The sequence below is a fragment of the Pseudomonas azerbaijanoccidentalis genome, from assembly GCF_019145495.1.
Classification (GTDB): Bacteria; Pseudomonadota; Gammaproteobacteria; order Pseudomonadales; family Pseudomonadaceae; genus Aquipseudomonas; species Aquipseudomonas azerbaijanoccidentalis.
The window spans coordinates 337,043-362,969 of the sequence record NZ_JAHSTU010000002.1 but is presented as its reverse complement, the minus strand read 5'-3'; the positions used below and the strand labels follow the sequence as shown (position 1 = coordinate 362,969).

Genomic DNA, 25,927 nt, shown 5'->3' with positions numbered 1-25,927 from the left:
ATAGCGTCCGTAAGGCCGCCAAAAAGCATCGCGAGCAGGCTCGCTCCCACAGGTGCCTGCGGCACTTAGTTGTGAGCGTGCAGCGCTTCGTTCAGTTCGATCGCCGATTTGTGGGTTTTGCATTCCACAGCACCGGTTTCCGAATTGCGACGGAACAGCAGGTCAGTCTGGCCAGCCAATTCACGGGCCTTGACCACTTTGACCAGGTTGTTGTTCTCGTCCAGCAGCGCCACTTTGGTACCGGCGGTCACGTACAGACCCGATTCCACGGTGTTGCGGTCGCCCAGCGGGATACCGATACCGGCGTTGGCGCCGATCAGGCAGCCTTCACCCACCTTGATCACGATGTTGCCGCCGCCCGACAGGGTGCCCATGGTCGAGCAACCGCCGCCCAGGTCCGAACCCTTGCCGACGAATACGCCAGCGGAAACGCGGCCTTCGATCATGCCTGGGCCTTCGGTGCCGGCGTTGAAGTTGATGAAGCCTTCGTGCATCACGGTGGTGCCTTCGCCTACATAAGCGCCCAGGCGCAGACGTGCAGCGTCAGCGATACGCACGCCGGCCGGCACCACGTAGTCGGTCATTTTCGGGAACTTGTCCACAGAGAACACTTCCAGCAGCTCGCCACGCAGGCGCGCTTCCAGTTGCATTTCCGCCAGTTCGCTCAGGTCAGCAGCACCTTGGCTGGTCCACGCCACGTTTGGCAGCAGCGGGAAGATGCCGGCCAGGCTCACGCCGTGCGGCTTGACCAGACGGTGGGACAACAGATGCAGCTTGAGGTACGCCTCAGGGGTGGACGACAGTTGAGCGTCTTCGGCCAACAGGGTCGCGACCAACGGCTTGTGGCTTTCGGCCAGGCGAGTCAGCAGCTTGCCTTGCTCGGCGTCGATGCCTTTCACGGCTTCAGCCAGTTGTGCAGCCTGGGCGGTGGTGAAAGTGATGGCCTGGTTGCCTTCGCTGTAACCGAGGATTGGTGCAACGGCAGCGACCAGTTCGGCCGACGGTTTGAGCAGTGGCTGCGCGTAAAACACTTCCAGCCATGCGCCTTGACGGTTTTGAGTGCCGACACCAAAGGCCAGGCTGAACAGGGTAGTGGACATGTTGATACCTCTAACAAATTGAAACGGGCTGCTTACTTGAGTGCGGCCGCGTAGATATCTGGCTTGAAGCCAATCAGGGTTCGGTCACCGAGATCGAGCACCGGGCGCTTGATCATCGAAGGTTGTGCGAGCATCAGTTCGATGGCTTTCGGCTGGTCGAGATCGGCTTTGCGTTCGTCGTCGAGCTTGCGAAAGGTCGTGCCTGCACGGTTCAGCACCACTTCCCAGCCGTGCTCGTTGCACCATTGGGTCAGGTGTTCACGGTCGATTCCGACCGCTTTGTAATCATGGAAGTCATAGCTGACAGCGTGTTCATCGAGCCAGGTGCGCGCCTTTTTCATGGTGTCGCAGGCTTTGATGCCGAAAAGGTGCAACGTTTTGCTTGAAACGGTCAAGGAATTGCCCCCTTTACAGGTGCTGAAGAAAAAAGGTGTCGGATTATGCCATGACCAGACGGTTTCGCGGCGCTTGAGGTCGATTTCCCAGTGCAAAACCTGTGGGGGCCAGCAGGCGGGCTCCCACAAGCGGGGCTGCGACATTGGTACAACGGTCGAATGCATCCTAAGCAGCTAATATGGCAGTTCAACGCTGTCGATTGTCTGAGATTTTGGCTTTATGCAAACCGCCTACACCGTCCTGATCCTGTTAATGCTGGTCGGCGTCTCACGCCTGATCGGACGGGTGGTTCCGCTGCCGTTGCCACTGGTCCAGATCGCCGCCGGGGCCTTGCTGGCCTGGCCGACCCTGGGGCTGCACGTGGCCCTCGATCCCGAATTGTTCCTGTTTCTGTTCTTGCCGCCGCTGTTGTTCTCCGACGGCTGGCGCATGCCCAAGCGTGAGTTCTGGCATTTACGTGGGCCCATCCTGACGCTGGCCGTGGGGTTGGTACTGTTTACCGTGGTCGGCGCGGGTTATTTCATTCACTGGCTAATACCCGGTGTGCCGCTGCCGGTGGCGTTTGCCTTGGGAGCCGTGCTGTCGCCAACGGATGCGGTGGCGGTTTCGGCGATTGCCCGCAATCGGCTGCCGACACCGTTGATGCACATCCTGCAGGGCGAGGCGTTGATGAACGATGCCTCGGGTCTGGTGACGTTCAAGTTCGCCCTGGTCGCGGCGGTGACCGGCGTGTTTTCGCTGGCCAACGCCAGTGTCACCTTCGTGCTGGTGGCGGTCGGTGGCTTGGCGATCGGTGTTGCATTGAGCTGGCTCGTCGGGCGGCTGCGTGCATGGATGATCGCGCGCGGCTGGGACGACCCCGCGACGCATGTGGTGTTCATGTTGCTGTTGCCGTTCGCCGCTTACGTGCTGGCCGAGCGGGTGGGAGCCTCCGGGATTCTCTCGGCGGTGGCGGCGGGGATGATGCAGAGTTGGCTCGATCTGTTGCCGCGCCAGACCAACACCCGCCTGCTCAATCGCAGCGTCTGGTCGTTGCTGGAATTCGCCTTCAACGGCTTGATCTTCCTGCTGCTGGGCTTGCAATTGCCGGACATCATCAAAGCGGTGGTCAGCCACGAAGCGTCTTTGTGGCCGACTTTGCTCTATCGCTGCCTCGATGTCGTGGCGATTTTCCTGGTGTTGCTGGTCTTGCGGTTTGTCTGGGTGCAGAGCATTTGGCGATTGTCGGTGTTGCTGCGGCGCTTACGCGGCAAAGGTGAAGTGACCCGCGTACCGACTGCGCGATCCTGTTGGTTGCTGACCGTCGGCGGCGTTCGCGGGGCGGTGACGCTGGCGGGTGTGATGTCGGTGCCGATGCTTATGGGGTCAGAAGCATTTCCCGAGCGTGATTTGCTGATCTTCATCGCGGCCGGGGTGATTTTGCTTTCGTTGATTGCGGCGTGCATCGCGCTGCCACTTTTGCTGCGTGGCATCGAAGCCAGTCCGGATGACAAGCGACGCAATGAAGTGCGCGATGCCTGGCGCAAGACCGCCGAGGCGGCGATTCATGCGCTGGAGACAGAAGAGGTCAACCCCCAGGACGCCGCCCAGTCCGCACTGGCCGCTGAGCTCAAGGCCCGAATCATGTCTGAGTACCGACATCAGCTCGAGGTTTTCAACGACTCCGCCGAGGCGCAGGCCTTGGCGTTTCAGATGGACTTGCTGGAAAGGCGTTTGCGTTTGAAGGCGCTGCGGGCGCAGCGCCTGGAGTTGTATAGCCTCAGTCGTCATCACCAGATTGGTGATGACGTATTGCGTGAGGTGTTGGGAGAGCTGGATTTGAGTGAGGCCAAGCTTGGGGCGGTGAAATAAGGAGGGCGGTACTTCAAGCGTTTCCCTCGGCTTTGAGTGACGGATTTTTTAGCATGGTTAACGGGAGCGGCCAGTGAATGGCGATTTAAGAGTGTTAAATAAGTCAAGCAGTATGTCGGGTAGGTATGTTGTGTTGTAAGGGTAGTGCTTGCGCGCTGCTGCTTTGTCTCCCTCGCTCAGTATATAATTTCCCGGATGGCTCCAGTTGTTTAAGGTGACTCTGCTATCGATGTTGTAATGCATGATTGATAACGGGTCATATTCTCCATAGCTGAAATCTGGATAGCGAGGTAGTGGCAATACGTCTGAGTCAACTCTCTCTCGCTCAACGTTATAAAACTCTTTGTACCATGCATAGACCTTGTCCAGATCCCAAGGAATGTCTGCGTCCGGATGCTGATGTTCATGGTCGAGGCCGAGTACATGACCAAACTCATGTAGTACATGAAACTCAAAATCAATATCCTCTAAAGATAAACCTATTGTCATAGTGGGTTCTTCAGGAGGGTGCGCCAGTGCATCCGTGCCGAGTTGAGAGATGGAGACACGACTTTCGCTTGGCGCGATCTTTATACGGATGTCTCCCATTGCTCCTGAAACGAATTCAAACCTTAGATTGGCATGTTCTAACCACTGGCCCGCGATGCTTTTGACTCTGTCGATGGTTTTCTGGTCTTCGTCGTACATCGCTATTTTCAGAGTGCGACCTGGCTCCCAGAAAGTTGTATGCACTGCGACACTTCGCTTGGTGCGTGCGGAAGTGCTTTTTTTAACATTGTCACTTCGTTCATTGATTGCAGCTTCGTATGAGGCAAATGGGTCGGTGCTTCTGGCTATCGTGCAAATTCCATTTTTCATAGGGACGTCCATGTCTTTTTATACATTGATGCGTATCACGCGGATGGTAAAGATTTTGGATAGATTTTTCGCATCAGTCGGCGATCATTCTGGCTGATGCTGTGGTTCTTCTCCACGCTCCAGTCACCAATAGTCAATTCATTCGCGATGGGGTAGTGCATGATCGATGTTTTGTCGTAGGGCGTTGTGCGTGTATTGAGCGTTTCCAGTGTGTTGAATAAGTTGTGATCAACTTCCTCTTTTGACCAGTTAAATCTTGTGAGGTAGTAGTGGTAGACAAACGGTTTGTCCCACGGGATGTCGGCTTTCGGGTGCTGGTGCTCATGTTCCAGCCCTAAAGCATGGCCAAATTCATGCAGCACAGCCGATTCAAATCCAGGGTGTTTCAGGTCGGTGCCGATATTCATGGTGTTTTCATGGGGCGCACGTAATGTGGCATCCGTACCCACGGCTGAATAATTGAGCGGGGCAACCATGGTGATTCGAATGTCGCCTGCGGTACCGCTGACAAATGCCAGCTTGAGGTTGATGGAGGGCTGCCACAATTTGATAGCGTTGATTGCAGCCTCACGGTGCGCTTGGGACGGTGGATCAATAAAAGCGACTTTTAATGTTCGGTGGCTTGCCCAGAATTTTGAATGAGTGGCGACACCGCGCTTGTTTCGGCCGCCAGAATGAACAGTCTGTCTGTTGTCCGGATTTTCGTCGAAGGCGGCCTCGTAAGACGTCTGTTCGTCAATAGGAATAATCGTTTTGCAGGGGTGTTGGTGGGGCATCGACTGTCTCCTTGTCGAAATATTGTTGTTATCGTCCAGGCTTTATACTTTTAAGGTTATCTGCTGTCTCTGCGTCGAAGAGACAGCAGTCAATCGATAGCTTATGGATAGATTTTTCGCATGAACGCAATATCGCCAGCGCTGATTTGCGTGTTTCCTGCATGACTCCAGTCGCCCATGGTGATTGAGTCAGGAATGGAGTAATGCATCACGGATTGGCTGTCGTACGGCTCATAGGTTCGGCCAGGTACTCGCTCGAATGCAAAGACATTGGTTTCGACATCCGTCCTGGTGAAACCTAAATGGCCAAAGTAGGTGTATGTTTTTTCTCGGTCGAATGGGATGCCAGCGTCAGGATGTTGGTGTTCATGTTGCAATCCCAGAGCGTGTCCAAACTCATGAACACCTCTAAATTCAAATCTATCAGAAGAAAAGTCGGTCCCCAGTACCATCGATGCCTGATGTGGGCTTCCCGTAAGTGAGTCGGTGCCTAATTTTGAGCTGCCACTTCCGTCGTATAACGGATTGAAGTCAACTCGAATGTCACCGAGAAATTCTTCTGATTGATAAATATCCTCTTCCTCCATTTCGAAGAAATCAAATTTCAGGTTTACGTACGGCAACCATTTATTCGCAGCATTTTTTACTGCTTGAAAAGAATGTTCGTCGTAAGTGCACACAAGGACTTTCAAGGTCTTTCCTGGGGCCCAGTATTTAGTGTGCTCGCCAATGCCGCGTTTTGTTCTTGTGCTGTTGGCTTCAGGGATATTGTCGGCGCGTTCGTTTTTGGCGGCATAGTAAGAGTCGACAGGGTCGGTTGTTGCGATGGTTTTGCAATAGTATTGACTGGTCATTTTTTGTATTTTTTGTGTTGTTAATGAGTCGTCAAAGTATTGAAAGTTGTGGGTAATTGTCCAGTTGTGAGGGGTTTCGATTTATTGCTGAAGTTAATGGTTTTTGTCGGTTGGGTTTGTCGAATAACTTGCACCGCATTGCGCGGTGCAAGTAACTATGGCGATTAGTTGCTTCTGTTCTTTATAAACTCGCGAATGCGCTCGGCAGCCTCTACACACTCCGCCAGCGGCGCAACCAGCGCCATCCGCACACGCCCGGCCCCCGGGTTAACGCCATCGACATCCCGCGACAGGTAAGAGCCTGGCACCACGGTGACATGTTCTTGTTCGAACAGATCACGGCAGAAAGCCGCATCATCACCGGCCACATTTGGCCACAGATAAAAGCCGCCATCCGGCCGCTGGACGTCCATCACCGGGCTGAGGATTTCCAGTACGGCGTCATACTTTTCGCGATACAGCGCACGGTTGGCGCGCACGTGTACTTCGTCGTTCCACGCGGCAACGCTGGCCAATTGCGTTTGTACCGGCATCGCGCAGCCGTGGTACGTGCGATACAGCAGGAAGCCCTTGAGGATGTCGGCATCGCCGGCCACAAAGCCCGAACGCAAGCCCGGCAGGTTTGAACGCTTGGACAGGCTGTGGAACACCACGCAACGCTTGAAGTCTTTGCGACCCAGTTCCACGCAGGCGCTGAGCAGGCCGGCTGGCGGGGTTTGTTCGTCAAAGTAAAGTTCGCTGTAGCACTCGTCGGCGGCGATCACGAAGTCGTATTCGTCAGCCAGGGCGATCAGCTTCTTCAGCGTGTCGACCGGGATCAACGCACCGGTCGGGTTGCCGGGCGAGCACAGGAACAGGATCTGGCAGCGCTTCCAGATGTCCGGTGAGACCGCGTCGAAGTCCGGATTGAAGCCATTTTCGTCGAGGCATGGCAGGTAATGCGGCTTGGCCCCGGCGAGGAAGGCTGCGCCTTCGTAGATCTGGTAGAACGGGTTCGGGCTGACGACCAGAGCGTCATCGCCACGATTGACCACGGTCTGGGTGAAAGCGAACAACGCTTCGCGGGTGCCGTTGACCGGCAGCACGTTGCGCGCCGGGTCGATCCAGCCGGTCGGCACGCCGAAACGCCGCTCGCACCAGGCGGCGATGGCTTGACGCAGCTCCGGAATGCCGAGGGTGGTCGGGTACACCGCCATTTTTTCCAGATTGCTGGCCAGGGCTTCGGCGACGAAGCTTGGCGAGCGGTGCTTCGGTTCACCGATCGACAGGGCGATCGGGCGTTTGTCCGGGTTGGGTGTAACGCTGCCGAGCAGGGCGCGGAGCTTTTCGAACGGGTAGGGCTGGAGCTGGGACAGAGCGTTGTTCATCGATGTGTCTCGTTCAATGTGAGGACCTGCACTCTGTAGGAGCCGGCTTGCTGGTCGATCGCATCACTGCGATGCAACCTGACACACCGGGGTGATGCCATCGCCAGCAAACCGGCTCCTACACAGGGGGTATTAATTCAAATGCTGATGCGCGACAGCTTGATATCGGGTTCCTGGTTGACGCTCAACTGCTCGACGATTGCATCCTGTAACCGGCTGCACAGCAGCGGGTCGGACAATGGCTGATTGTTGGCATCGGTAATGAAGAACACGTCTTCCACGCGCTCGCCGAGGGTGGCGATCTTGGCGTTTTGCAGCGACAGGTCGAACTCCAGGAAAATCGTGCCGATCCGCGCCAGCAAGCCTGGGCGGTCAGGTGCAGTCAGTTCCAGCACGGTCACGGGACGCTGGGCATCGTTGTGGATCGTCACCTGCGGTGCAAAAGCGAAGTGTTTGAGCTGGCGCGGTACGCGACGCTGAATGATGGTCGGGTAGTCGTCCGGGTTGCGCAGGGCTTCGGTCAGGCCGTCGCGGATCTGTTTGACCCGCGCCGGGTTGTCACCGATCGAGTCTCCGTCCGTGTCGAGCACGATGTAGGTATCGAGGGTGAACTGGCTGCTGGACGTGATGACGCGGGCGTCGTGAATGTTCAGGTTGAGCTGGTCCATCGCGGCCACGGTCACGGCGAAGAAGTCATGCTGGTCGGGTGCATAGATGAAGATCTGCGTACCGCCCTCGAATTCCCGTTGCGTGGTTTCCTTGATCAGCACCAGTGGCCCGCCGTCTGCCGGTTGCTGGAGGATCGCATCGCTGTGCCAGGCAACATCGCCGGCGGTGTGACGCAGGAAATAATCATCGCCCAGTTGTGCCCACAACTGCTCGACGTCATCCGGATCGGTCCCGCCACGCACCAGAATGTCCAGTGCAGCGCTCTGGGTCTGGCGGATCTGCTCTTCGCGGTCCACCGGGTTCTCCAGGCCACGACGCAGTGCGCGCTTGGTCTCGGTGTAGAGCTGGCGCAGCAGGCTGGCACGCCACGAGTTCCACAGCGTCGGGTTGGTGGCGTTGATGTCGGCGACAGTCAGCACGTAGAGGTAGTCGAGGCGGGTTTCATCGCCCACGGCCTGAGCGAAGTCGTGGATCACCTGCGGATCGGACAAATCCTTGCGCTGGGCGGTGGTCGACATCACCAGATGGTTTTGTACCAGCCAGACGATCAGGCGGCTGTCCCAAAGCGGCAATTGATGGCGCTGGCAGAAAGCCTCGGCGTCCACCGCGCCGATTTCCGAGTGATCGCCATGTCGGCCCTTGCCAATGTCGTGATACAGGCCGGCCAGATAGATCAGTTCAGGCTTGGGCAGCTTGCCCATGAGCTTGCTGGCCAGCGGGAATTTTTCCGATACCTGGGTGTACTGCAACTTACGCAGGTGCTTGATCAGGTTCAGCGTATGGGCATCGACCGTATAGATGTGAAACAGGTCGTGTTGCATCTGCCCGACAATGAAGCCGAACTCCGGCAGATAACGCCCGAGGATGCCGTAACGGTTCATCCGGCGCAGGTTGCGATGGATGCCGATCTTGCATTTGAACAGCTCGATGAAGAGGCTGGTGTTGCGGATGTCATTGCGGAAATCGTCGTCGATCAGGTGACGATTCTCGCGCAGCAAGCGGATGGTGTCGGCGCGCACGCCTTTGATTTCCGGCTGCTGGGCCATCAACACGAAGATTTCGAGCATGGCGAACGGCGTACGCCGGAACACGTTGTCGTTGCGCGCCTCGATGTAGCCATCGTGCAGTTGGAATCGCGAGTTGATCGGCTGTGGCGGCGCTTCGTCCTCCGGCGCGAGGATGACTTCCTCGAAGTGCTGGATGATCAGGTCGCTGAGTTGGGCAATGCTCATGACGACGCGGAAATACTGCTGCATGAAGTTTTCGACGGCTTGCTTGGCGTCGTCACCTTCAAACCCCAGTAGCCCGGCAATGGCCCGCTGGTGGTCGAACAGCAGGCGGTCTTCGGAGCGACCGGCAAGCATGTGCAGGGCGTAGCGCACTTTCCACAGGAATTCCTGGGAAGAGGCGAGCAGGGCGTTTTCGCTTTCGACCAGGAAACCTTCACCGGCCAGAGCCCGCAGGTTCAAGGTGCCGTACTCGCGACGCGCGAACCACAGAATCGTCTGGATATCCCTCAATCCGCCAGGCGAGCCTTTGACGTTGGGTTCCAGGTTGTATTCCGTGTCGTTGTACTTGTGGTGGCGGGCCTTCTGCTCGGCACGCTTGGCCAGGAAGAACTCCTTGCTCGGCCACATGTGCGCGGTGCTGGTGACATCCAGCATGCGCTGGCGCAGGTGCTCGGGGCCGGTAATGGTCCGGCTTTCCATGAGGTTGGTCACCACTGTGAGGTCGGCACGGGCCTCGACGGCGCATTCGTCGACCGAGCGCACGCTCTGGCCGACTTCCAGGCCGATGTCCCACAACAGCGTCAGAAAACGCTCGATGGAATCACGGAAAACTTCGTGGTCGGCGCTGTCGAGCAGAATCAACAGGTCGATGTCGGAATACGGGTGCAGTTCACCGCGACCGTAGCCGCCGACCGCGACCAGCGCGATGTCGGCGTCTTCACTCCAGTTGAACTGTTCCCAGGCCTTTTGCAGGATGTTATCGACGAACCAGGCGCGATCCTCGATCAACCGACGGATATCCCGGCCGCTGCGAAAGCGTGCATCGAGCACTTCGCGGGCCTGGCGGATGGCCTTCTTGAAAGCAGCGATGGGGCTTGCCTTCAGGGCCAGTTCAGCCTGGAACTGGCCGCGGTCGAAGAGTTCGGGATCCACCTGCGGCATCGATTGGCTTTCCTTTCTATAGGCTGGGTTCGGTAAGGGATCAGGCCGAGACGCGGGGGATGGTGTCATCGCTGCGCAGGGTGAAGATCTCGTAACCGGTGTCGGTGACCAGAAGGGTGTGTTCCCACTGTGCCGACAGCTTGCGGTCCTTGGTGATCGCGGTCCAGCCGTCACCCAGCACTTTGGTGTCGGCGCGGCCCTGGTTGATCATCGGCTCGATGGTGAAGGTCATGCCGGCCTTCAGTTCCATGCCGGTGCCGGCGCGGCCGTAGTGCAGGATCTGTGGTTCTTCGTGGAAGACTTTGCCGATACCGTGGCCACAGAATTCACGAACCACCGAAAAACCGTTCTTTTCGGCATGCTTCTGGATCACTTCACCAATGTCGCCCAGGCGGCAGCCGGGTTTGACCAGTTCGATGGCCTTGTACATGCACTCCTGGGTGATTTGCGACAGGCGCTCGGCCCAGACCGGCACGCTGCCGACGTGGAACATGCGGCTGGTATCACCGTGGTAACCGTCCTTGATGACGGTCACGTCGATGTTCAGGGTGTCGCCATCCTTCAGTGGCTTCTCGTTCGGAATCCCGTGGCAGACCACGTGGTTGATCGAGGTGCAGATGGATTTCGGGAAGCCCTTGTAGTTGAGCGGGGCAGGGATGGCCTTCTGCTCGTTGACGATGTAGTCATGGCAGATACGGTCGAGTTCTTCGGTGGTCACGCCCGGTTTGACATGTTCGGCAATCATTTCCAGCACATCGGCGGCCAGTTTGCCGGCGACGCGCATTTTTGCGATGTCCTCGGGGGTTTTGAGGGTGACGGTCATACAGGCTCTCTCTACGCGCGATGGCGCTTTCTTAACGAAAAGGGCGTTGCGCAATCGATCTTCGCAGCCCTGAAAAACGCGATTCTATCAGACGATCAGCGCAAATCCGCGCCTCTGTGCATCGCTTCTCTCTATAGAATGGTGCATTCTGGGCGGATTCCAAGGGCGGCAGTCCCTTGGTCGCCAGGATTTCAGAATCCGGGTTCCGTTTTTCCCTGCCCTATGATATAAAATGCGCCGCTTTCCGGGGATGCCCCGAAAAGCCTAAATCCACACACGTGTCGACACGATGACCTGGGTGCCTTCAGCTGATGCTGCTGGTTGGTCATTGGGATACGTGGAGGCCAAACCCGACTTATTAAGGAACTATCATGTCCCAAGTCAACATGCGCGATATGCTGAAGGCCGGTGTGCACTTCGGTCACCAGACCCGTTACTGGAACCCGAAAATGGGTAAATACATTTTCGGCGCGCGTAACAAGATCCACATCATCAACCTTGAAAAAACCCTGCCAATGTTCAACGAAGCTCTGACTTTCGTAGAGCGTCTGGCCCAGGGTAAAAACAAGATTCTGTTCGTCGGCACCAAGCGTTCCGCTGGCAAGATCGTTGCTGAAGAAGCAGCACGTTGCGGTTCGCCGTACGTCGATCACCGCTGGTTGGGCGGCATGCTGACCAACTTCAAAACCATCCGTGCTTCCATCAAGCGTCTGCGTGACCTTGAAGTTCAAGCCGAAGACGGTACTTTCGCCAAGCTGACCAAGAAAGAAGCGCTGATGCGCTCCCGTGACCTGGAAAAGCTGGATCGTTCCCTGGGTGGTATCAAGGACATGGGCGGTCTGCCAGACGCTCTGTTCGTTATCGACGTTGATCACGAGCGCATCGCGATCACCGAAGCCAACAAGCTGGGCATCCCGGTTATCGGCGTAGTCGATACCAACAGCAGCCCGGAAGGCGTTGACTACATCATCCCAGGCAACGATGACGCAATCCGCGCTATCCAGCTGTACATGGGTTCGATGGCTGACGCTGTTATCCGTGGTCGCAACAACACTGCTGGCGGCACCGAAGTTTTCGTTGAAGAAGCTCCGGCAGCTGCAGCTGAGTAATTGACGCCCTGGCGTTGACTCAGTAAGCAAAAAGGGGGCTTGGCCCCCTTTTTGCCACCTCGAAAACCATTTGTCGGCAGCGCAGCTACAGCATTTGTAACGTGCAGCAGCTTGCAAGGGTGGTTCGGGAAGAATTGAACGCCCGTTCGATCGGGTGGAATGGTTGATAACCTATCCAAGAGGAATTTTGAAATGGCAGAGATTACTGCAGCGTTGGTCAAAGAACTGCGCGAGCGTACTGGCGAAGGCATGATGGACTGCAAAAAGGCCTTGACCAAGGCTGGCGGCGACATCGAAAAAGCCATTGATGACATGCGTGCTTCGGGCGCAATCAAGGCTGCCAAGAAAGCCGGCAACGTTGCCGCTGAAGGCGCCATCGCCATCAAGGCTGACGACAAGGCAGCCGTGCTGCTGGAAGTTAACTCGCAGACCGACTTCCTGGCCCTGCAAGACGACTTCAAAAACTTCGTTGCTTCCAGCGTAGAAAAAGCGTTCGCCGAAAAACTGACCGACGCAGCTCCGCTGATCGCCGCTCAGGAATCGGCTCGTGAAGCCCTGGTGGCCAAAGTTGGCGAAAACGTCAACATCCGTCGCCTGGTTCGCGTTGAAGGCGACGTGGTAGGTACCTACCTGCACGGTAACAAGATCGGTGTTGCTGTTGTTCTCAAGGGCGGCGATGTACAGCTGGCCAAAGAGATCGCCATGCACGTGGCGGCAAGCAACCCTGAGTTCCTGGTGCCATCGCAGGTTTCGCCAGAAGCCATCGAGCGTGAGAAAGCCGTATTCCTGTCTTTGAACGAAGACAAGATGAAAGGCAAGCCAGCTGAAATCGTCGAGAAGATGATCGCTGGCCGTATCACCAAGTTCCTGGCTGAAGCCAGCCTGGTAGAGCAAGCTTTCGTGATGAACCCAGAAGTCACCGTTGGTGCTCTGGCCAAGAAAGCCGGCGCTGAAATCGTTTCCTTCACCTACTTCAAAGTAGGCGAAGGCATCGAGAAGCCAGTGGACAACTTCGCTGAAGAAGTTGCTGCCCAACTGGCTGCTGCCAAGCAATAAGACGGTTTTTTAACTGTCGCCCTGAAGAGGCTGCCCGCTCACGCGCGCAGCCTCTTTTCAGATGGGTTACCAATTTTTAATTGGTTTCCATTTGGAACTGGCTTACAAAGCCATGTTCCGATGGCGCTGAAGCAGCGCCAAGCTAGAGTGAACGCCAGCTGAAAAACAGCTCGCAAAGAATTTTTTAAAATACGCCGCAGGAGAGATTCGCAATGGCTCAGCAGGGCAGTGGTTATCAGGCTCGCTATAAACGCATTCTACTCAAACTTAGCGGCGAGGCCCTGATGGGCTCGGAAGAGTTCGGGATCGATCCGAAAGTCCTGGATCGCATGGCGCTGGAAGTCGGCCAACTTGTCGGCATCGGTGTCCAGGTCGGTCTGGTGATCGGCGGCGGCAACCTGTTCCGCGGTGCGGCGCTGAGCGCGGCCGGCATGGATCGGGTCACGGGCGACCACATGGGCATGCTGGCCACTGTGATGAACGCTCTGGCCATGCGCGACGCGCTGGAACGTGCCAATATCTCCGCCATCGTGATGTCGGCCATTTCCATGGTGGGTGTGACCGATCACTACGATCGCCGCAAAGCCATGCGTCACCTGAACTCCAAGGAGGTCGTGATTTTCGCGGCCGGTACTGGCAACCCGTTCTTCACCACGGATTCGGCCGCCTGTCTGCGCGCAATCGAAATCGATGCTGATGTCGTACTCAAGGCAACCAAGGTTGACGGTGTCTACACCGCTGATCCATTCAAAGACCCGCACGCCGAGAAGTTCGATCATCTGACCTACGATGAAGTGCTGGATCGCAAGCTGGGTGTGATGGATCTGACGGCCATTTGCCTGTGCCGCGATCACAAGATGCCGCTGCGCGTATTTAACATGAACAAACCCGGCGCCCTGCTGAACATCGTGCATGGCGGCGCCGAAGGAACCCTGATCGAGGAAGTTCAACAATGATCAACGAAATCAAGAAAGACGCTCAAGAGCGCATGAAGAAATCCGTGGAATCGCTGGCGCACAACTTCGGCCGTATCCGTACTGGCCAGGCGCACCCAAGCATTCTGGAAGGCGTGATGGTTCCGTACTACGGTTCCGACACCCCGATCAAGCAAGTCGCCAACATCACTGTTAAAGATGCTCGTACCCTGCAAGTCGTAGCTTTCGAGCGCAACATGCTGGGTGCCGTCGACAAGGCCATCGGTAGCGCCGGTCTGAACCTCAACCCGACCAACCTGGGTGAGTTGCTGCTGATCTCCATGCCGGCCCTGACTGAAGAAACCCGCAAGGGCTTCACCAAGCAGGCTCGTGATGTTGCAGAAGACGCTCGTGTTGCCGTGCGCAACATCCGTCGCGATGCAAACAGCCAGCTCAAGGATCTGGTCAAGGAAAAGGAAATCAGCGAAGACGAAGAACGTCGCGCCACTGGCGAGATTGACGACCTGACCAAAAAATACGTCGCTGAAATCGATGCGAATTTGGCGCAGAAAGAAAAAGACCTGATGGCCGTATAAGGGTCGAGTTTTCATGGAAAAGACCAAGCAGATTGCGCCCTCCGCGGTGCCGCGCCATGTCGCGATCATCATGGATGGTAATAATCGCTGGGCGAAAAAACGCTTTATGCCGGGTGTCGCCGGGCATAAAGCGGGTGTTGATGCCGTTCGTGCGGTCATCGAGGTGTGTGCGGAATCCGGGGTCGAGGTATTGACCCTGTTTGCCTTCTCCAGTGAGAACTGGCAGCGCCCGGCCGATGAAGTCAGTGCCCTGATGGATCTGTTCTTCAAGGCATTGCGTCGTGAGGCCAAGCGCCTCAACGACAACAACATCAGCTTGCGTATCATCGGTGATCGTTCGCGGTTCCATCCGGAGCTTCAGGCAGCCATGCGTGAAGCCGAGAACATGACTGCCGGCGCCAATCGTTTCGTCCTGCAGATCGCTGCCAACTACGGTGGCCAGTGGGATATCGCGCAGGCCGCTCAGCGCCTGGCGCGGGAAGTTCAGGCCGGGCATCTTCGCCCGGAAGACATCACCCCGGATTTGCTGCAAACCTGCCTGGCAACAGGGGATCTGCCGTTGCCGGACTTGTGCATCCGTACCGGTGGCGAGCATCGCATCAGCAATTTCCTGCTGTGGCAGCTGGCTTACGCCGAGTTGTACTTCTCCGACCTGTTCTGGCCGGACTTCAAACACGATGCCATGCGCAATGCGCTGGCCGATTTCGCATCCCGCCAGCGTCGCTTCGGTAAAACGAGCGAGCAGGTCGAGGCTGGAGCCCGGGTTTAATGCTTAAACAACGAATCATCACCGCGCTGATCCTGCTGCCGATTGCCTTGGGTGGGTTTTTCCTGCTGGAAGGCTCCGGTTTTGCGCTGTTCATCGGGCTGGTCGTGACCCTTGGTGCCTGGGAGTGGGCGCGTCTGGCGGGCTTCACCGCTCAGTCTGTGCGTGTGACCTACGCCGCCGTGGTCGCGTTGATGCTGTTTATCATGTACATCCTGCCCGGCCTCGCCCCGTGGGTGTTGGGCGCTTCAGTGCTGTGGTGGGCTGTGGCGACGTATCTGGTGCTGACCTATCCGCGTTCGAGCGAGCATTGGTCCACTGCGGCGACCAAATTGGTGATCGGCCTGTTGATTCTGCTGCCGGCCTGGCAAGGTCTGGTGCAGATCAAGCAATACCCGTTGGGTAACTGGCTGATCATGGCCGTGATGGTGCTGGTCTGGGGTGCCGATATCGGCGCGTACTTCTCCGGTCGGGCTTTCGGCAAGCGCAAGCTGGCGCCGCAGGTCAGCCCCGGCAAGAGCTGGGAAGGCGTGTACGGCGGCTTGGTCCTGAGCCTGGTCATCACCGTCATTGTCGGTTTTGTTCGTGACTGGACCGTTGCCGAGCTGTTTAAAGGCCTGATCGGTGCTGCTCTGATCGTGTTTATTTCGGTCGTGGGTGATCTGACCGAAAGTATGTTCAAGCGCCAATCCGGGATCAAGGACAGCAGTAACCTGCTGCCGGGGCATGGTGGCGTGCTGGACCGCATCGATAGCCTGACCGCAGCCATCCCTGTGTTCGCCGTTCTGTTGTGGATGGCGGCACCATGAGTCGTCCCCAGCAGATTACCGTTTTGGGGGCGACCGGCTCGATCGGTCTGAGCACCCTTGATGTCATCGCTCGTCATCCTGAGCGCTATCAAGCTTTCGCATTGAGCGGGTTCACTCGATTGAGTGAGTTGCTGGCATTGTGCGTGCGTCACACCCCGCGCTTTGCCGTTGTGCCAGAAGCCGGCGCTGCGCGCACCTTGCAGGATGATTTGCGTGCCGCAGGCCTGTCGACCCGCGTGCTGGTGGGTGAGGAGGGCTTGTGTCAGGTCGCTGCCGACCCTGAAGTGGATGCGGTCATGGCGGCCATTGTCGGAGCTGCGGGTTTGCGGCCGACGCTGGCGGCGGTCGAGGCGGGCAAGAAAATCCTCCTCGCCAACAAAGAAGCGCTGGTCATGTCCGGTGCGTTGTTCATGCAGGCAGTACGCAAAAGTGGCTCGGTATTGCTGCCGATCGACAGTGAGCACAACGCAATTTTCCAGTGCATGCCGCAGGACTTTGCCCGCGGCCTCAGCTCGGTCGGGGTACGTCGGATTTTGCTGACGGCCTCTGGAGGACCGTTCCGACAGACGCCCCTGGCGGAGTTGGCGCATGTTTCACCTGATCAGGCATGCGCTCACCCTAACTGGTCGATGGGACGCAAGATTTCGGTCGATTCGGCCAGCATGATGAACAAGGGTCTTGAGCTGATCGAAGCCTGTTGGCTGTTCGACGCCAAGCCATCGCAGGTCGAGGTGGTGATTCACCCGCAAAGCGTGATTCATTCGCTGGTTGACTACATTGATGGCTCGGTTCTGGCCCAATTGGGAAATCCGGATATGCGTACGCCCATCGCCAACGCCTTGGCCTGGCCGGAGCGGATTGATTCGGGCGTGCCACCGCTGGACCTGTTTGCCATCGCGCGTCTGGATTTCCAGGCGCCCGACGAACAGCGGTTCCCTTGCCTGCGTCTGGCGCGTCAGGCGGCCGAGGCGGGCAACAGTGCTCCGGCCATGCTCAATGCTGCGAATGAAGTGGCTGTGGCAGCGTTTCTCGACGGACGGGTTCGTTACCCGGAAATCGCGAGTATCATCGAGGAAACATTGAATCTTGAGCCTGTGGTAGCAGTCGATGATCTCGATGCAGTGTTCACGGCGGATGCAAAAGCACGTCAGCTGGCCGAACAATGGTTGAGTCGTCACGGGCGGTAAGTGCTGCAATGCGATGGCCATGCAGCACCGGACAGGAATGCGGAGAAAGTAGATGAGCGCGCTCTATATGATTGTCGGCACCCTGGTGGCTCTGGGTGTGCTGGTTACCTTCCACGAGTTCGGCCACTTTTGGGTCGCGCGTCGCTGTGGGGTCAAAGTGCTGCGTTTCTCCGTAGGCTTCGGCATGCCGCTGCTGCGCTGGCACGACAAGCAAGGCACCGAGTTCGTGGTGGCTGCGATCCCGTTGGGCGGTTACGTGAAAATGCTCGATGAGCGTGAAGGCGAAGTGCCGGCTGACCAGGTCGATCAATCCTTCAATCGCAAATCGGTTCGCCAGCGCATCGCCATTGTGGCGGCCGGGCCGATTGCCAACTTTCTGTTGGCGTTGGTGTTTTTCTGGGTGTTGGCCATGCTCGGCAGCGAGCAGGTACGCCCGGTCATCGGTGCCGTGGAGTCCGGCAGCATCGCCGCCAAGGCCGGCTTGAGCGCGGGTCAGGAAATCATTTCCATTGACGGCGAGCCGACCTCGGGTTGGGCAGCGGTCAATTTGCAATTGGTTCGTCGCCTCGGCGAGAGTGGTTCATTGCAGGTGCTGGTGCGCGATCAGGGCTCTTCCATGGATTCGCCCCGTGAACTGGCGCTGGACAAGTGGCTCAAGGGTGCTGATGAGCCTGATCCGATCCGTTCGCTGGGTATTCGCCCTTGGCGTCCGGCACTGCCGCCGATCCTGGCTGAGCTTGACCCGAAAGGTCCGGCGCAGGCTGCCGGGCTGAAGCTGGGCGACCGTCTGCTGGCACTGGATGGCAAAGCGCTCGATGACTGGCAGCAAGTGGTCGATACCGTGCGTATGCGTCCTGATACCAAAATCATGCTGCGGGTTGAGCGCGATGGTGCTCAAATCGACGTCCCGGTCACATTGGCTGCCCGTGGCGAGAGCAAGGCACCGAGCGGTTACCTGGGGGCAGGGGTGAAAGCTGTCGACTGGCCACCGGAGATGATTCGCGAGGTCAGCTACGGGCCTTTGGCCGCGATTGGAGAGGGGGCTCGACGCACCTGGACCATGAGCGTGCTGACCCTCGATTCACTGAAGAAAATGTTGTTCGGCGAGCTCTCGGTAAAAAACTTGAGTGGACCGATAACCATTGCTAAAGTGGCGGGCGCTTCGGCCCAGTCGGGTGTTGCTGATTTCCTGAATTTCCTTGCTTATCTGAGTATTAGCCTGGGAGTTCTGAATTTGCTGCCCATTCCTGTGCTGGATGGGGGGCATTTGTTGTTTTATCTGATCGAGTGGGCGCGTGGTCGTCCCTTGTCGGATCGGGTGCAAGGTTGGGGGATACAGATCGGTATCAGTTTGGTGGTCGGAGTGATGTTGCTCGCTCTGGTCAATGATCTGGGTCGTCTGTAACACTTCGCTGAATTGCGAATCTGCCGCATTTTGCGGCAGTTTGTTTATTGCCAGTTGGAATAAGAAAGGACTTCATGAAACGTCTGCTGCTAACTGCGGTTCTCACCGTATTGATGATCGCCGAAGTTCACGCCGAGTCCTTCACTATCTCTGATATTCGCGTCAATGGCCTCCAGCGGGTCTCCGCGGGTAGCGTCTTTGGTGCTTTGCCGTTGAACGTCGGTGAACAGGCGGATGATCGTCGCCTGGTGGAATCCACTCGTGCGCTGTTCAAAACCGGGTTCTTTCAAGATATCCAGCTGGGCCGCGATGGCAACGTCCTTGTCATCACGGTAGTCGAGCGTCCGTCGGTTGCCAGTATCGAGATCGAAGGTAACAAGGCGATCTCTACCGAAGACCTGATGAAGGGCCTTAAACAGTCCGGTCTGGCCGAAGGCGAAATCTTCCAGCGTGCCACCCTCGAAGGCGTGCGTAACGAACTGCAGCGCCAGTACGTCGCCCAGGGTCGCTACTCCGCTACCGTCGACACCGAAGTGGTGCCGCAGCCGCGCAACCGCGTCGGCTTGAAGGTCAACATCAACGAAGGCACCGTTGCCGCTATCCAGCACATCAACGTGGTGGGTAACACGGTTTTCCCGGATGACGACCTGATCGACCTGTTCGAACTCAAGACCACCAACTGGCTGTCGTTCTTCAAGAACGATGACAAGTACGCTCGTGAAAAACTGTCCGGTGACCTGGAGCGCCTGCGTTCCTACTACCTGGACCGTGGCTATATCAACATGGATATCGCTTCGACCCAGGTGTCCATTACCCCGGACAAGAAGCACGTCTACATCACCGTCAACATCAACGAAGGCGAGAAATACACCGTTCGTGATGTGAAGCTGAGCGGCGACCTGAAAGTCCCTGAAGACCAGGTCAAGTCCCTGCTGCTGGTGCAGAAAGGCCAGGTGTTCTCGCGCAAGCTGATGACCACCACTTCCGAGCTGATCACCCGTCGTCTGGGTAACGAAGGCTATACCTTCGCCAACGTCAACGGCGTGCCACAGCCTCACGATGACGATCACACCGTAGACATCACCTTCGCGGTCGATCCGGGTAAACGTGCCTACGTGAACCGTATCAACTTCCGCGGCAACACCAAGTCCGAAGACGAAGTGCTGCGTCGTGAAATGCGTCAGATGGAAGGTGGCTGGGCTTCGACTTACCTGATCGACCAGTCCAAGACCCGTCTGGAGCGTCTGGGCTTCTTTAAAGAAGTCAACGTCGAAACGCCGGCCGTTCCGGGTGTCGATGACCAGGTTGACGTTAACTACAGCGTGGAAGAGCAAGCGTCCGGTTCGATTACCGCCAGCGTCGGTTTCGCCCAAAGCGCGGGTCTGATCCTCGGTGGTTCGATCACCCAGAACAACTTCCTCGGTACCGGTAACAAGGTCAGCATCGGCCTGACCCGCAGTGAATACCAGAGCCGCTATAACTTCGGTTATGTCGACCCCTACTGGACTGCTGACGGTGTGAGCCTGGGTTACAACGCGTTCTACCGCACCACCGACTACGATGACCTCGACGTCGACGTAGCGAGCTACTCCGTAGACAGCCTGGGTGCTGGCGTGAGTGTTGGTTACCCGATCAGCGAGACTTCGCGTCTGACCTTCGGTCTGACGGCTCAGCAGGACGAGATCAAGACCGGTGTGTACACCGTTGACGAGATCTTCGACTTCGTTGACAAGGAAGGCGACAAGTACCTGAACTTCAAGGCTTCGGCCGGTTGGTCCGAGTCCACCCTGAACAAAGGCGTACTCGCAACGCGTGGTCATTCCCAGAGCCTCGTGCTGGAAACCACGACGCCGGGCAGCGACCTGTCGTTCTTCAAGCTCGACTACCGTGGCCAGTTGTTCCAGCCGTTGAGTGACAACTACACCATGCGCTTGCATACCGAGTTGGGTTATGGCGATGGTTACGGTTCGACCGATGGTTTGCCTTTCTATGAAAACTACTATGCTGGTGGTTTCAACTCGGTTCGTGGCTTCAAGGACAGCACTTTGGGTCCTCGCAGTACGCCAAGTACCGGCAAGAACCCTGGCACTGCGGTCGATCCGGACCAGGATCCGCTGCCGTTCGGTGGTAACGTCCTGATCCAGGGTGGTGTGGAAGTTCTGTTCCCGCTGCCGTTCGTCAAGGATCAACGTTCCCTGCGCACTTCGGTATTCTGGGATGTGGGTAACGTGTTCGACTCGTCTTGCTCGGATACCACCAACGTTGATGGCACGAAGTCCAACACCAAGTGCAACGACATCAGCCTGAGCAACATGGCCAGTTCTGTGGGTGTAGGTGTGACCTGGGTCACCGCACTGGGTCCTTTGAGTTTCGCGTTGGCCATGCCAGTCAAGAAACCGGATGACGCTGAAACTCAAGTGTTCCAATTCTCCCTCGGTCAGACGTTCTAAGCGTTTGACCCAAGATAACGACAATGGATTTTGTAGGAGTGCATCGTGCGTAAGTTGACTCAATTGGTTCTCCTGGCTTCCGTACTGGTAGCAGGTCCGGCATTTGCCGACATGAAAATCGCCGTCCTGAACTATCAGATGGCCCTGCTGGAATCCGATGCAGCCAAGAAATACGCTGTGGATGCCGAGAAGAAGTTCGGTCCTCAACTGACCAAGCTCAAGACTCTGGAAAGCAGCGCCAAGGGTATTCAGGATCGCCTGATGGCCGGTGGCGACAAAATGCAGCAAGGCGAGCGTGAGCGTCTGGAGCTTGAATTCAAGCAAAAGGCTCGTGACTTCCAGTTCCAGTCCAAGGAACTGAACGAAGCCAAGGCTGTTGCCGACCGTGAAATGCTGAAGCAGCTCAAGCCGAAACTGGATAGCGCTGTGGAAGAAGTCATCAAGAAAGGTGCTTTTGACCTGGTCTTCGAGCGTGGTGCAGTGATTGATGTCAAACCTCAGTACGACATCACGCGCCAGGTTATCGAGCGCATGAATCAGCTGAAGTAATCCATGACCGCGACTATAAAGCTCGGCCAATTGGCCGAGTTCCTCGGCGCCACACTGCGTGGCGACCCGGAGAAAGAAATCACTGGGCTAGCCACCTTGCAGGAGGCTGGCCCAGCTCAGTTGAGCTTTCTCGCAAACCCCCAGTATCGTAAATACCTGGCAGGCAGTCAGGCGGCAGCGCTGTTGCTGAAAGCCGCCGATGCCGAAGGTTTTTCCGGTAATGCACTTGTGGTGCCTGACCCGTATGCGGCCTACGCGCGTATTTCCCACTTGTTCGATCCAAAGCCGAAAGCGGTCGCCGGTGTTCATCCAACGGCGGTGATCGCGGCGGATGCGGTGGTTGACCCAACGGCAAGTATCGGTGCTTTTGCAGTCATCGAAAGCGGGGCGCATATTGCTGCCGGAACGACCGTTGGCGCGCACTGTTTCATCGGTGCCCGCAGTGTGATCGACGAAGGCGGCTGGCTCGCGCCGCGCGTGACCTTGTATCACGACGTGCGTGTCGGCAAGCGTGTGGTCATTCAGTCCGGTGCGGTACTTGGTGGCGAAGGCTTCGGCTTTGCCAATGAGAAAGGCATCTGGCAGAAAATCGCCCAGATTGGTGGCGTTCTGATCGGCGACGACGTGGAAATCGGCGTGAATACCGCCATCGACCGCGGCGCGCTGGCCGATACCATCATTGGTAACGGTGTGAAGCTCGACAACCAGATTCAGATTGCCCACAACGTCCAGGTCGGTGATCACACCGCCATGGCCGCGTGCGTGGGGATCTCCGGCAGCACCAAAATCGGCAAGCACTGCATGCTGGCCGGTGGCGTAGGGCTGGTGGGGCATATCGATATTTGCGACAACGTGTTCATCACCGGGATGACCATGGTGACCCACTCGATCACCGAGCCGGGCGCCTATTCATCCGGTACGGCGATGCAGCCAGCGGCCGAGTGGCGCAAAAGCGCGGCACGTTTGCGTCAGCTCGATGACATCGCGCGGCGTTTGCGACAGCTGGAAAAGCAAACAGGGGAAGTGACCCCTGGCGGTAATGCTTCATCAGATGGCTGATACCATTTCCATATCAAGCGTGCACAGCCGCTAGACTGCGTCCTTGATTTGCTAGAGGAGTGTGCGTCAGTCGCGCGCTCCCAATCTTTACATAGGCTTCCCCCCGAAATGATGGACATCAACGAGATTCGCGAATACCTGCCTCACCGTTACCCGTTCCTGCTGGTGGACCGGGTCGTGGATCTGGATGTGGAAGGCAAGCGCATTCGCGCCTACAAGAATGTCAGCATCAACGAACCTTTCTTCAATGGTCACTTCCCTGCGCATCCAATCATGCCGGGCGTACTGATCATCGAAGCGATGGCTCAGGCTGCCGGGATCCTTGGTTTCAAAATGCTCGACGTGAAGCCGGCCGATGGCACGCTTTACTACTTCGTCGGTTCCGACAAACTGCGTTTCCGCCAGCCTGTGCTGCCGGGTGACCAGTTGATCCTCGAAGCCAAGTTCCTGAGCTGCAAGCGTCAGATCTGGAAGTTCGAATGCCAGGCTTCGGTCGATGGCAAGCCAGTCTGCTCTGCTGAAATCATCTGCGCGGAACGCAAACTATGAGTTTGATTGACCCTCGTGCAATCATCGATCCGACGGCTGTACTGGCCGACGGCGTCGAGGTCGGCCCGTGGTCGATCATCGGTGCAGGTGTGGAAATCGGCGAGGGGACAGTGATCGGGCCGCACGTGATTCTCAAAGGCCCGACCCGCATTGGTAAGCACAACCGCATCTACCAGTTTTCCTCGGTAGGCGAGGACACGCCTGATCTGAAATACAAAGGCGAAGAAACCCGCCTGGTGATCGGCGATCACAACGTCATCCGTGAAGGCGTGACGATTCACCGTGGGACCATTCAGGATCGTTCGGAAACGACCCTGGGCGATCACAACCTGATCATGGCTTATGCCCACATCGGCCATGACAGTGTTATCGGCAACCATTGCATTCTGGTCAACAACACAGCGCTGGCTGGCCATGTGCATGTGGAAGACTGGGCGATCCTGTCCGGCTTCACCCTTGTTCACCAGTATTGCCATATCGGCGCCCACAGCTTTTCCGGCATGGGCACGGCCATTGGCAAGGACGTCCCTGCGTATGTAACGGTGTTCGGCAATCCGGCCGAGGCTCGCAGCATGAACTTCGAAGGCATGCGCCGTCGCGGTTTCAGCGAGGATGCGATCCACGCGCTGCGTCGTGCCTACAAGGTGGTTTACCGTCAAGGCTTGACCGTTGAGCAGGCGCTCACCGAGCTGGCCGAGCCTTCGGTGCAGTTCCCGGAAGTCGCGCTGTTCCGTGATTCCATCCAGTCTTCGACCCGCGGCATCACTCGCTAACCATGGCCAATCTGCGAATTGCGCTGGTAGCGGGTGAGGCTTCCGGCGACATTCTTGGCGCGGGTCTCATGCGTGCGCTCAAGGCTCGTCACCCGGCGGTCGAGTTCATTGGTGTCGGTGGTCCGCTGATGCAGGCCGAAGGCCTGAACCCGTATTTCCCGATGGAACGCCTTTCGGTCATGGGCCTGGTGGAAGTGCTCGGCCGGTTACGTGAGTTGTTGGCCCGTCGCAAGAAGCTGGTTGCCGACCTGATCGCTGCGAAGCCGGACGTGTTCATCGGTATCGATGCCCCGGACTTCAACCTCAATATCGAACTAAAGCTGCGTCAGGCCGGGATCAAGACCGTGCATTACGTGAGCCCATCGGTATGGGCCTGGCGGCAGAAGCGGGTGCTGAAGATTCGCGAAGGCTGCGATCTGATGCTTACGCTGTTTCCGTTCGAAGCCAAATTCTATGAAGAGAAGGGCGTTCCGGTGCGGTTTGTCGGGCACACCTTGGCGGATGCCATTCCGCTCGAAGCCGACCGCGCTGCTGCTCGGGCCGAGCTTGGATTGCCTGACGGGCCATTGGTTGCGCTGATGCCGGGCAGTCGTGGCGGCGAAGTGGGGCGTCTCGGTGCGTTGTTTCTCGATACCGCCCAACGCTTAAGGGCGCTGCGTCCGGGCGTGCGATTCGTCGTGCCTTGCGCCAACCCGCAGCGTCGCGCGCAGCTGGAAGAAATGCTCGCCGGGCGCGATCTGCCGCTGACCTTGCTCGATGGCAAATCGCATCTGGCCCTCGCGGCCTGCGATGCCGTGCTGATCGCATCTGGCACGGCGACGCTTGAAGCTTTGCTGTACAAGCGGCCGATGGTGGTGGCTTATCGCCTGGCGCCGCTGACGTTCTGGATTCTCAAGCGCATGGTGAAAAGCCCCTACGTCTCCCTGCCGAACCTGTTGGCCCAGCGTCTGCTGGTGCCCGAGTTGCTGCAGGACGATGCGACGGTAGAGGCGCTGGCCCAGACCTTGTCGCCGCTGATCGACGGTGGCGAAGAGCAGACCCGTGGCTTCGATGAAATTCACCGGACCTTGCGTCTGGATGCTTCCAACCAGGCGGCGGATGCCGTGCTTAACCTGATCGGCCAAGTACAATGAGTAAGACAAGCATGCAGATGGGGCTGGATTTCACCTTGGTCGCCGAAGTTGAAGAGTTGGTTGCCGGTGTCGATGAAGTGGGCCGCGGTCCGCTCTGTGGCGCGGTGGTCACGGCTGCGGTGATTCTCGATCCGAATCGGCCGATCCTGGGCTTGAACGACTCGAAAAAACTCACGGAAGCCCGTCGCGAAAAGCTCTACGACGAGATTTGCGAAAAAGCCCTGAGCTGGTGCATCGCTCGCGCCGAAGTCGAAGAAATCGACGAACTGAACATACTGCACGCTACGATGCTGGCCATGCAGCGAGCGATTGCCGGTCTGCATATTCAGCCGAAGCTGGCAATGATCGACGGCAACCGCTGCCCGAAACTGCCGATGCGCGCCGAAGCGGTGGTGCAGGGCGACGGCAAGGTTCCGGCCATCGCTGCGGCGTCGATCCTGGCCAAAGTCAGCCGCGATCGTGAGATGGCTGCGTTCGAACTGATCTATCCGGGTTACGGTATCGGTGGCCATAAAGGCTACCCGACTCCCGTTCATCTGGAAGCGCTCGCCCGTCTCGGCCCGACCCCGATTCACCGGCGTTCGTTTGCTCCGGTGCGCCTCGCTTACGAAGCTCGGGAAAGCCTGATCGAGAGTTAATCTCAAGCTGATTTTTTCTACCAAGGCCCGGTACAATCCGGGCCTTGTTGTTTTCATGACTTAACGCAG

At 57.5% G+C, this 25,927-nt stretch carries 24 protein-coding genes; 16 read left to right on the top strand and 8 right to left on the bottom strand.

Translation table 11 applies throughout. The annotated features are described in order from the left end of the window. Window positions 1-65 precede the first annotated feature (65 nt). Together dapD and KVG88_RS08235 are read right to left on the bottom strand one after the other, a co-directional pair. A complete protein-coding gene (gene dapD / locus KVG88_RS08240) occupies window positions 66-1,100 on the bottom strand; it encodes a 2,3,4,5-tetrahydropyridine-2,6-dicarboxylate N-succinyltransferase (protein ID WP_217871050.1) in 1,035 nt (344 codons plus the stop codon). A gap of 32 nt (window positions 1,101-1,132) precedes the next feature. Continuing rightward, window positions 1,133-1,495, bottom strand: a complete 363-nt coding sequence (locus tag KVG88_RS08235) for an ArsC family reductase (RefSeq protein ID WP_046816507.1) — start codon at window positions 1,493-1,495, stop codon at window positions 1,133-1,135. Window positions 1,496-1,715: 220 nt separating this feature from the next. Between KVG88_RS08235 and KVG88_RS08230 the strand changes: the two genes are divergently transcribed. Next, window positions 1,716-3,347 carry a Na+/H+ antiporter gene (locus tag KVG88_RS08230; protein ID WP_217871049.1) on the top strand — a complete coding sequence of 544 codons (1,632 nt, stop codon included), beginning with the start codon at window positions 1,716-1,718 and terminating at the stop codon, window positions 3,345-3,347. A 57-nt stretch (window positions 3,348-3,404) separates the two neighbouring features. On the opposite strand, the gene KVG88_RS08225 is transcribed toward KVG88_RS08230, so the two are convergent. The 6 genes from KVG88_RS08225 to map form a co-directional block, all read right to left on the bottom strand. Further along, entirely contained in the window at window positions 3,405-4,205 is an 801-nt protein-coding gene (locus KVG88_RS08225; RefSeq protein ID WP_217871048.1) for a zinc metalloprotease, read from the bottom strand. Window positions 4,206-4,240: 35 nt separating this feature from the next. After that, the gene (locus tag KVG88_RS08220; RefSeq protein ID WP_217871047.1) at window positions 4,241-4,981 is read right to left on the bottom strand and encodes a M12 family metallopeptidase; all 741 of its coding nucleotides are present in this window, start codon (window positions 4,979-4,981) and stop codon (window positions 4,241-4,243) included. A 101-nt stretch (window positions 4,982-5,082) separates the two neighbouring features. Continuing rightward, on the bottom strand, window positions 5,083-5,835 hold the full coding sequence (locus KVG88_RS08215) for a zinc metalloprotease (RefSeq protein ID WP_217871046.1): 753 nt from the start codon (window positions 5,833-5,835) through the stop codon (window positions 5,083-5,085). A gap of 164 nt (window positions 5,836-5,999) precedes the next feature. After that, the gene (dapC, locus tag KVG88_RS08210) at window positions 6,000-7,202 is read right to left on the bottom strand and encodes a succinyldiaminopimelate transaminase (protein ID WP_217871045.1); all 1,203 of its coding nucleotides are present in this window, start codon (window positions 7,200-7,202) and stop codon (window positions 6,000-6,002) included. Between the two features lie 137 nt (window positions 7,203-7,339). Continuing rightward, window positions 7,340-10,042, bottom strand: a complete 2,703-nt coding sequence (locus KVG88_RS08205; protein WP_217871044.1) for a [protein-PII] uridylyltransferase — start codon at window positions 10,040-10,042, stop codon at window positions 7,340-7,342. Between the two features lie 40 nt (window positions 10,043-10,082). Continuing rightward, window positions 10,083-10,865 (bottom strand): type I methionyl aminopeptidase, encoded by a 783-nt coding sequence (map, locus tag KVG88_RS08200; protein ID WP_150704234.1) that lies wholly within the window; start codon window positions 10,863-10,865, stop codon window positions 10,083-10,085. A gap of 371 nt (window positions 10,866-11,236) precedes the next feature. Here map and rpsB point away from each other — a divergent pair, with 371 nt between their 5' ends. From rpsB to rnhB, 15 genes are all read left to right on the top strand, one after another. After that, window positions 11,237-11,974 carry a 30S ribosomal protein S2 gene (rpsB, locus tag KVG88_RS08195; protein WP_150704235.1) on the top strand — a complete coding sequence of 246 codons (738 nt, stop codon included), beginning with the start codon at window positions 11,237-11,239 and terminating at the stop codon, window positions 11,972-11,974. Window positions 11,975-12,166: 192 nt separating this feature from the next. Next, the gene (gene tsf / locus KVG88_RS08190) at window positions 12,167-13,030 is read left to right on the top strand and encodes a translation elongation factor Ts (RefSeq protein WP_150704236.1); all 864 of its coding nucleotides are present in this window, start codon (window positions 12,167-12,169) and stop codon (window positions 13,028-13,030) included. A 212-nt stretch (window positions 13,031-13,242) separates the two neighbouring features. After that, a complete protein-coding gene (gene pyrH, locus KVG88_RS08185; protein ID WP_003198235.1) occupies window positions 13,243-13,986 on the top strand; it encodes a UMP kinase in 744 nt (247 codons plus the stop codon). Then, window positions 13,983-14,540, top strand: a complete 558-nt coding sequence (gene frr / locus KVG88_RS08180; RefSeq protein ID WP_007907979.1) for a ribosome recycling factor — start codon at window positions 13,983-13,985, stop codon at window positions 14,538-14,540. Before pyrH ends, frr begins: the two co-directional genes overlap by 4 nt. A gap of 13 nt (window positions 14,541-14,553) precedes the next feature. Further along, window positions 14,554-15,309 carry a polyprenyl diphosphate synthase gene (uppS, locus tag KVG88_RS08175; protein ID WP_075946743.1) on the top strand — a complete coding sequence of 252 codons (756 nt, stop codon included), beginning with the start codon at window positions 14,554-14,556 and terminating at the stop codon, window positions 15,307-15,309. Next, window positions 15,309-16,115 (top strand): phosphatidate cytidylyltransferase, encoded by an 807-nt coding sequence (locus tag KVG88_RS08170; RefSeq protein WP_217871043.1) that lies wholly within the window; start codon window positions 15,309-15,311, stop codon window positions 16,113-16,115. Before uppS ends, KVG88_RS08170 begins: the two co-directional genes overlap by 1 nt. Next, the gene (ispC, locus tag KVG88_RS08165; RefSeq protein WP_150704239.1) at window positions 16,112-17,302 is read left to right on the top strand and encodes a 1-deoxy-D-xylulose-5-phosphate reductoisomerase; all 1,191 of its coding nucleotides are present in this window, start codon (window positions 16,112-16,114) and stop codon (window positions 17,300-17,302) included. The genes KVG88_RS08170 and ispC overlap by 4 nt, the downstream gene beginning before the upstream one ends. A 52-nt stretch (window positions 17,303-17,354) precedes the next feature. Beyond that, entirely contained in the window at window positions 17,355-18,707 is a 1,353-nt protein-coding gene (gene rseP / locus KVG88_RS08160; RefSeq protein ID WP_217871042.1) for a sigma E protease regulator RseP, read from the top strand. Between the two features lie 74 nt (window positions 18,708-18,781). After that, window positions 18,782-21,157, top strand: a complete 2,376-nt coding sequence (bamA, locus tag KVG88_RS08155) for an outer membrane protein assembly factor BamA (protein WP_150704241.1) — start codon at window positions 18,782-18,784, stop codon at window positions 21,155-21,157. 45 nt (window positions 21,158-21,202) lie between these two features. Further along, window positions 21,203-21,706: an OmpH/Skp family outer membrane protein gene (locus KVG88_RS08150; protein WP_007990260.1), complete on the top strand. Its 504-nt coding sequence runs from the start codon at window positions 21,203-21,205 to the stop codon at window positions 21,704-21,706. 3 nt (window positions 21,707-21,709) lie between these two features. Beyond that, window positions 21,710-22,765 carry a UDP-3-O-(3-hydroxymyristoyl)glucosamine N-acyltransferase gene (lpxD, locus tag KVG88_RS08145; protein ID WP_217871041.1) on the top strand — a complete coding sequence of 352 codons (1,056 nt, stop codon included), beginning with the start codon at window positions 21,710-21,712 and terminating at the stop codon, window positions 22,763-22,765. Window positions 22,766-22,873: 108 nt separating this feature from the next. Further along, window positions 22,874-23,314: a 3-hydroxyacyl-ACP dehydratase FabZ gene (fabZ, locus tag KVG88_RS08140; protein WP_007907157.1), complete on the top strand. Its 441-nt coding sequence runs from the start codon at window positions 22,874-22,876 to the stop codon at window positions 23,312-23,314. Beyond that, window positions 23,311-24,087 (top strand): acyl-ACP--UDP-N-acetylglucosamine O-acyltransferase, encoded by a 777-nt coding sequence (gene lpxA, locus KVG88_RS08135; RefSeq protein WP_150704243.1) that lies wholly within the window; start codon window positions 23,311-23,313, stop codon window positions 24,085-24,087. Before fabZ ends, lpxA begins: the two co-directional genes overlap by 4 nt. 2 nt (window positions 24,088-24,089) lie before the next feature. After that, window positions 24,090-25,220 carry a lipid-A-disaccharide synthase gene (lpxB, locus tag KVG88_RS08130; RefSeq protein WP_217871040.1) on the top strand — a complete coding sequence of 377 codons (1,131 nt, stop codon included), beginning with the start codon at window positions 24,090-24,092 and terminating at the stop codon, window positions 25,218-25,220. Between the two features lie 11 nt (window positions 25,221-25,231). Beyond that, complete coding sequence (gene rnhB, locus KVG88_RS08125) at window positions 25,232-25,858, top strand: ribonuclease HII (RefSeq protein WP_150704292.1); 627 nt, start codon at window positions 25,232-25,234, stop codon at window positions 25,856-25,858. The last annotated feature ends 69 nt before the right edge of the window (window positions 25,859-25,927 follow it).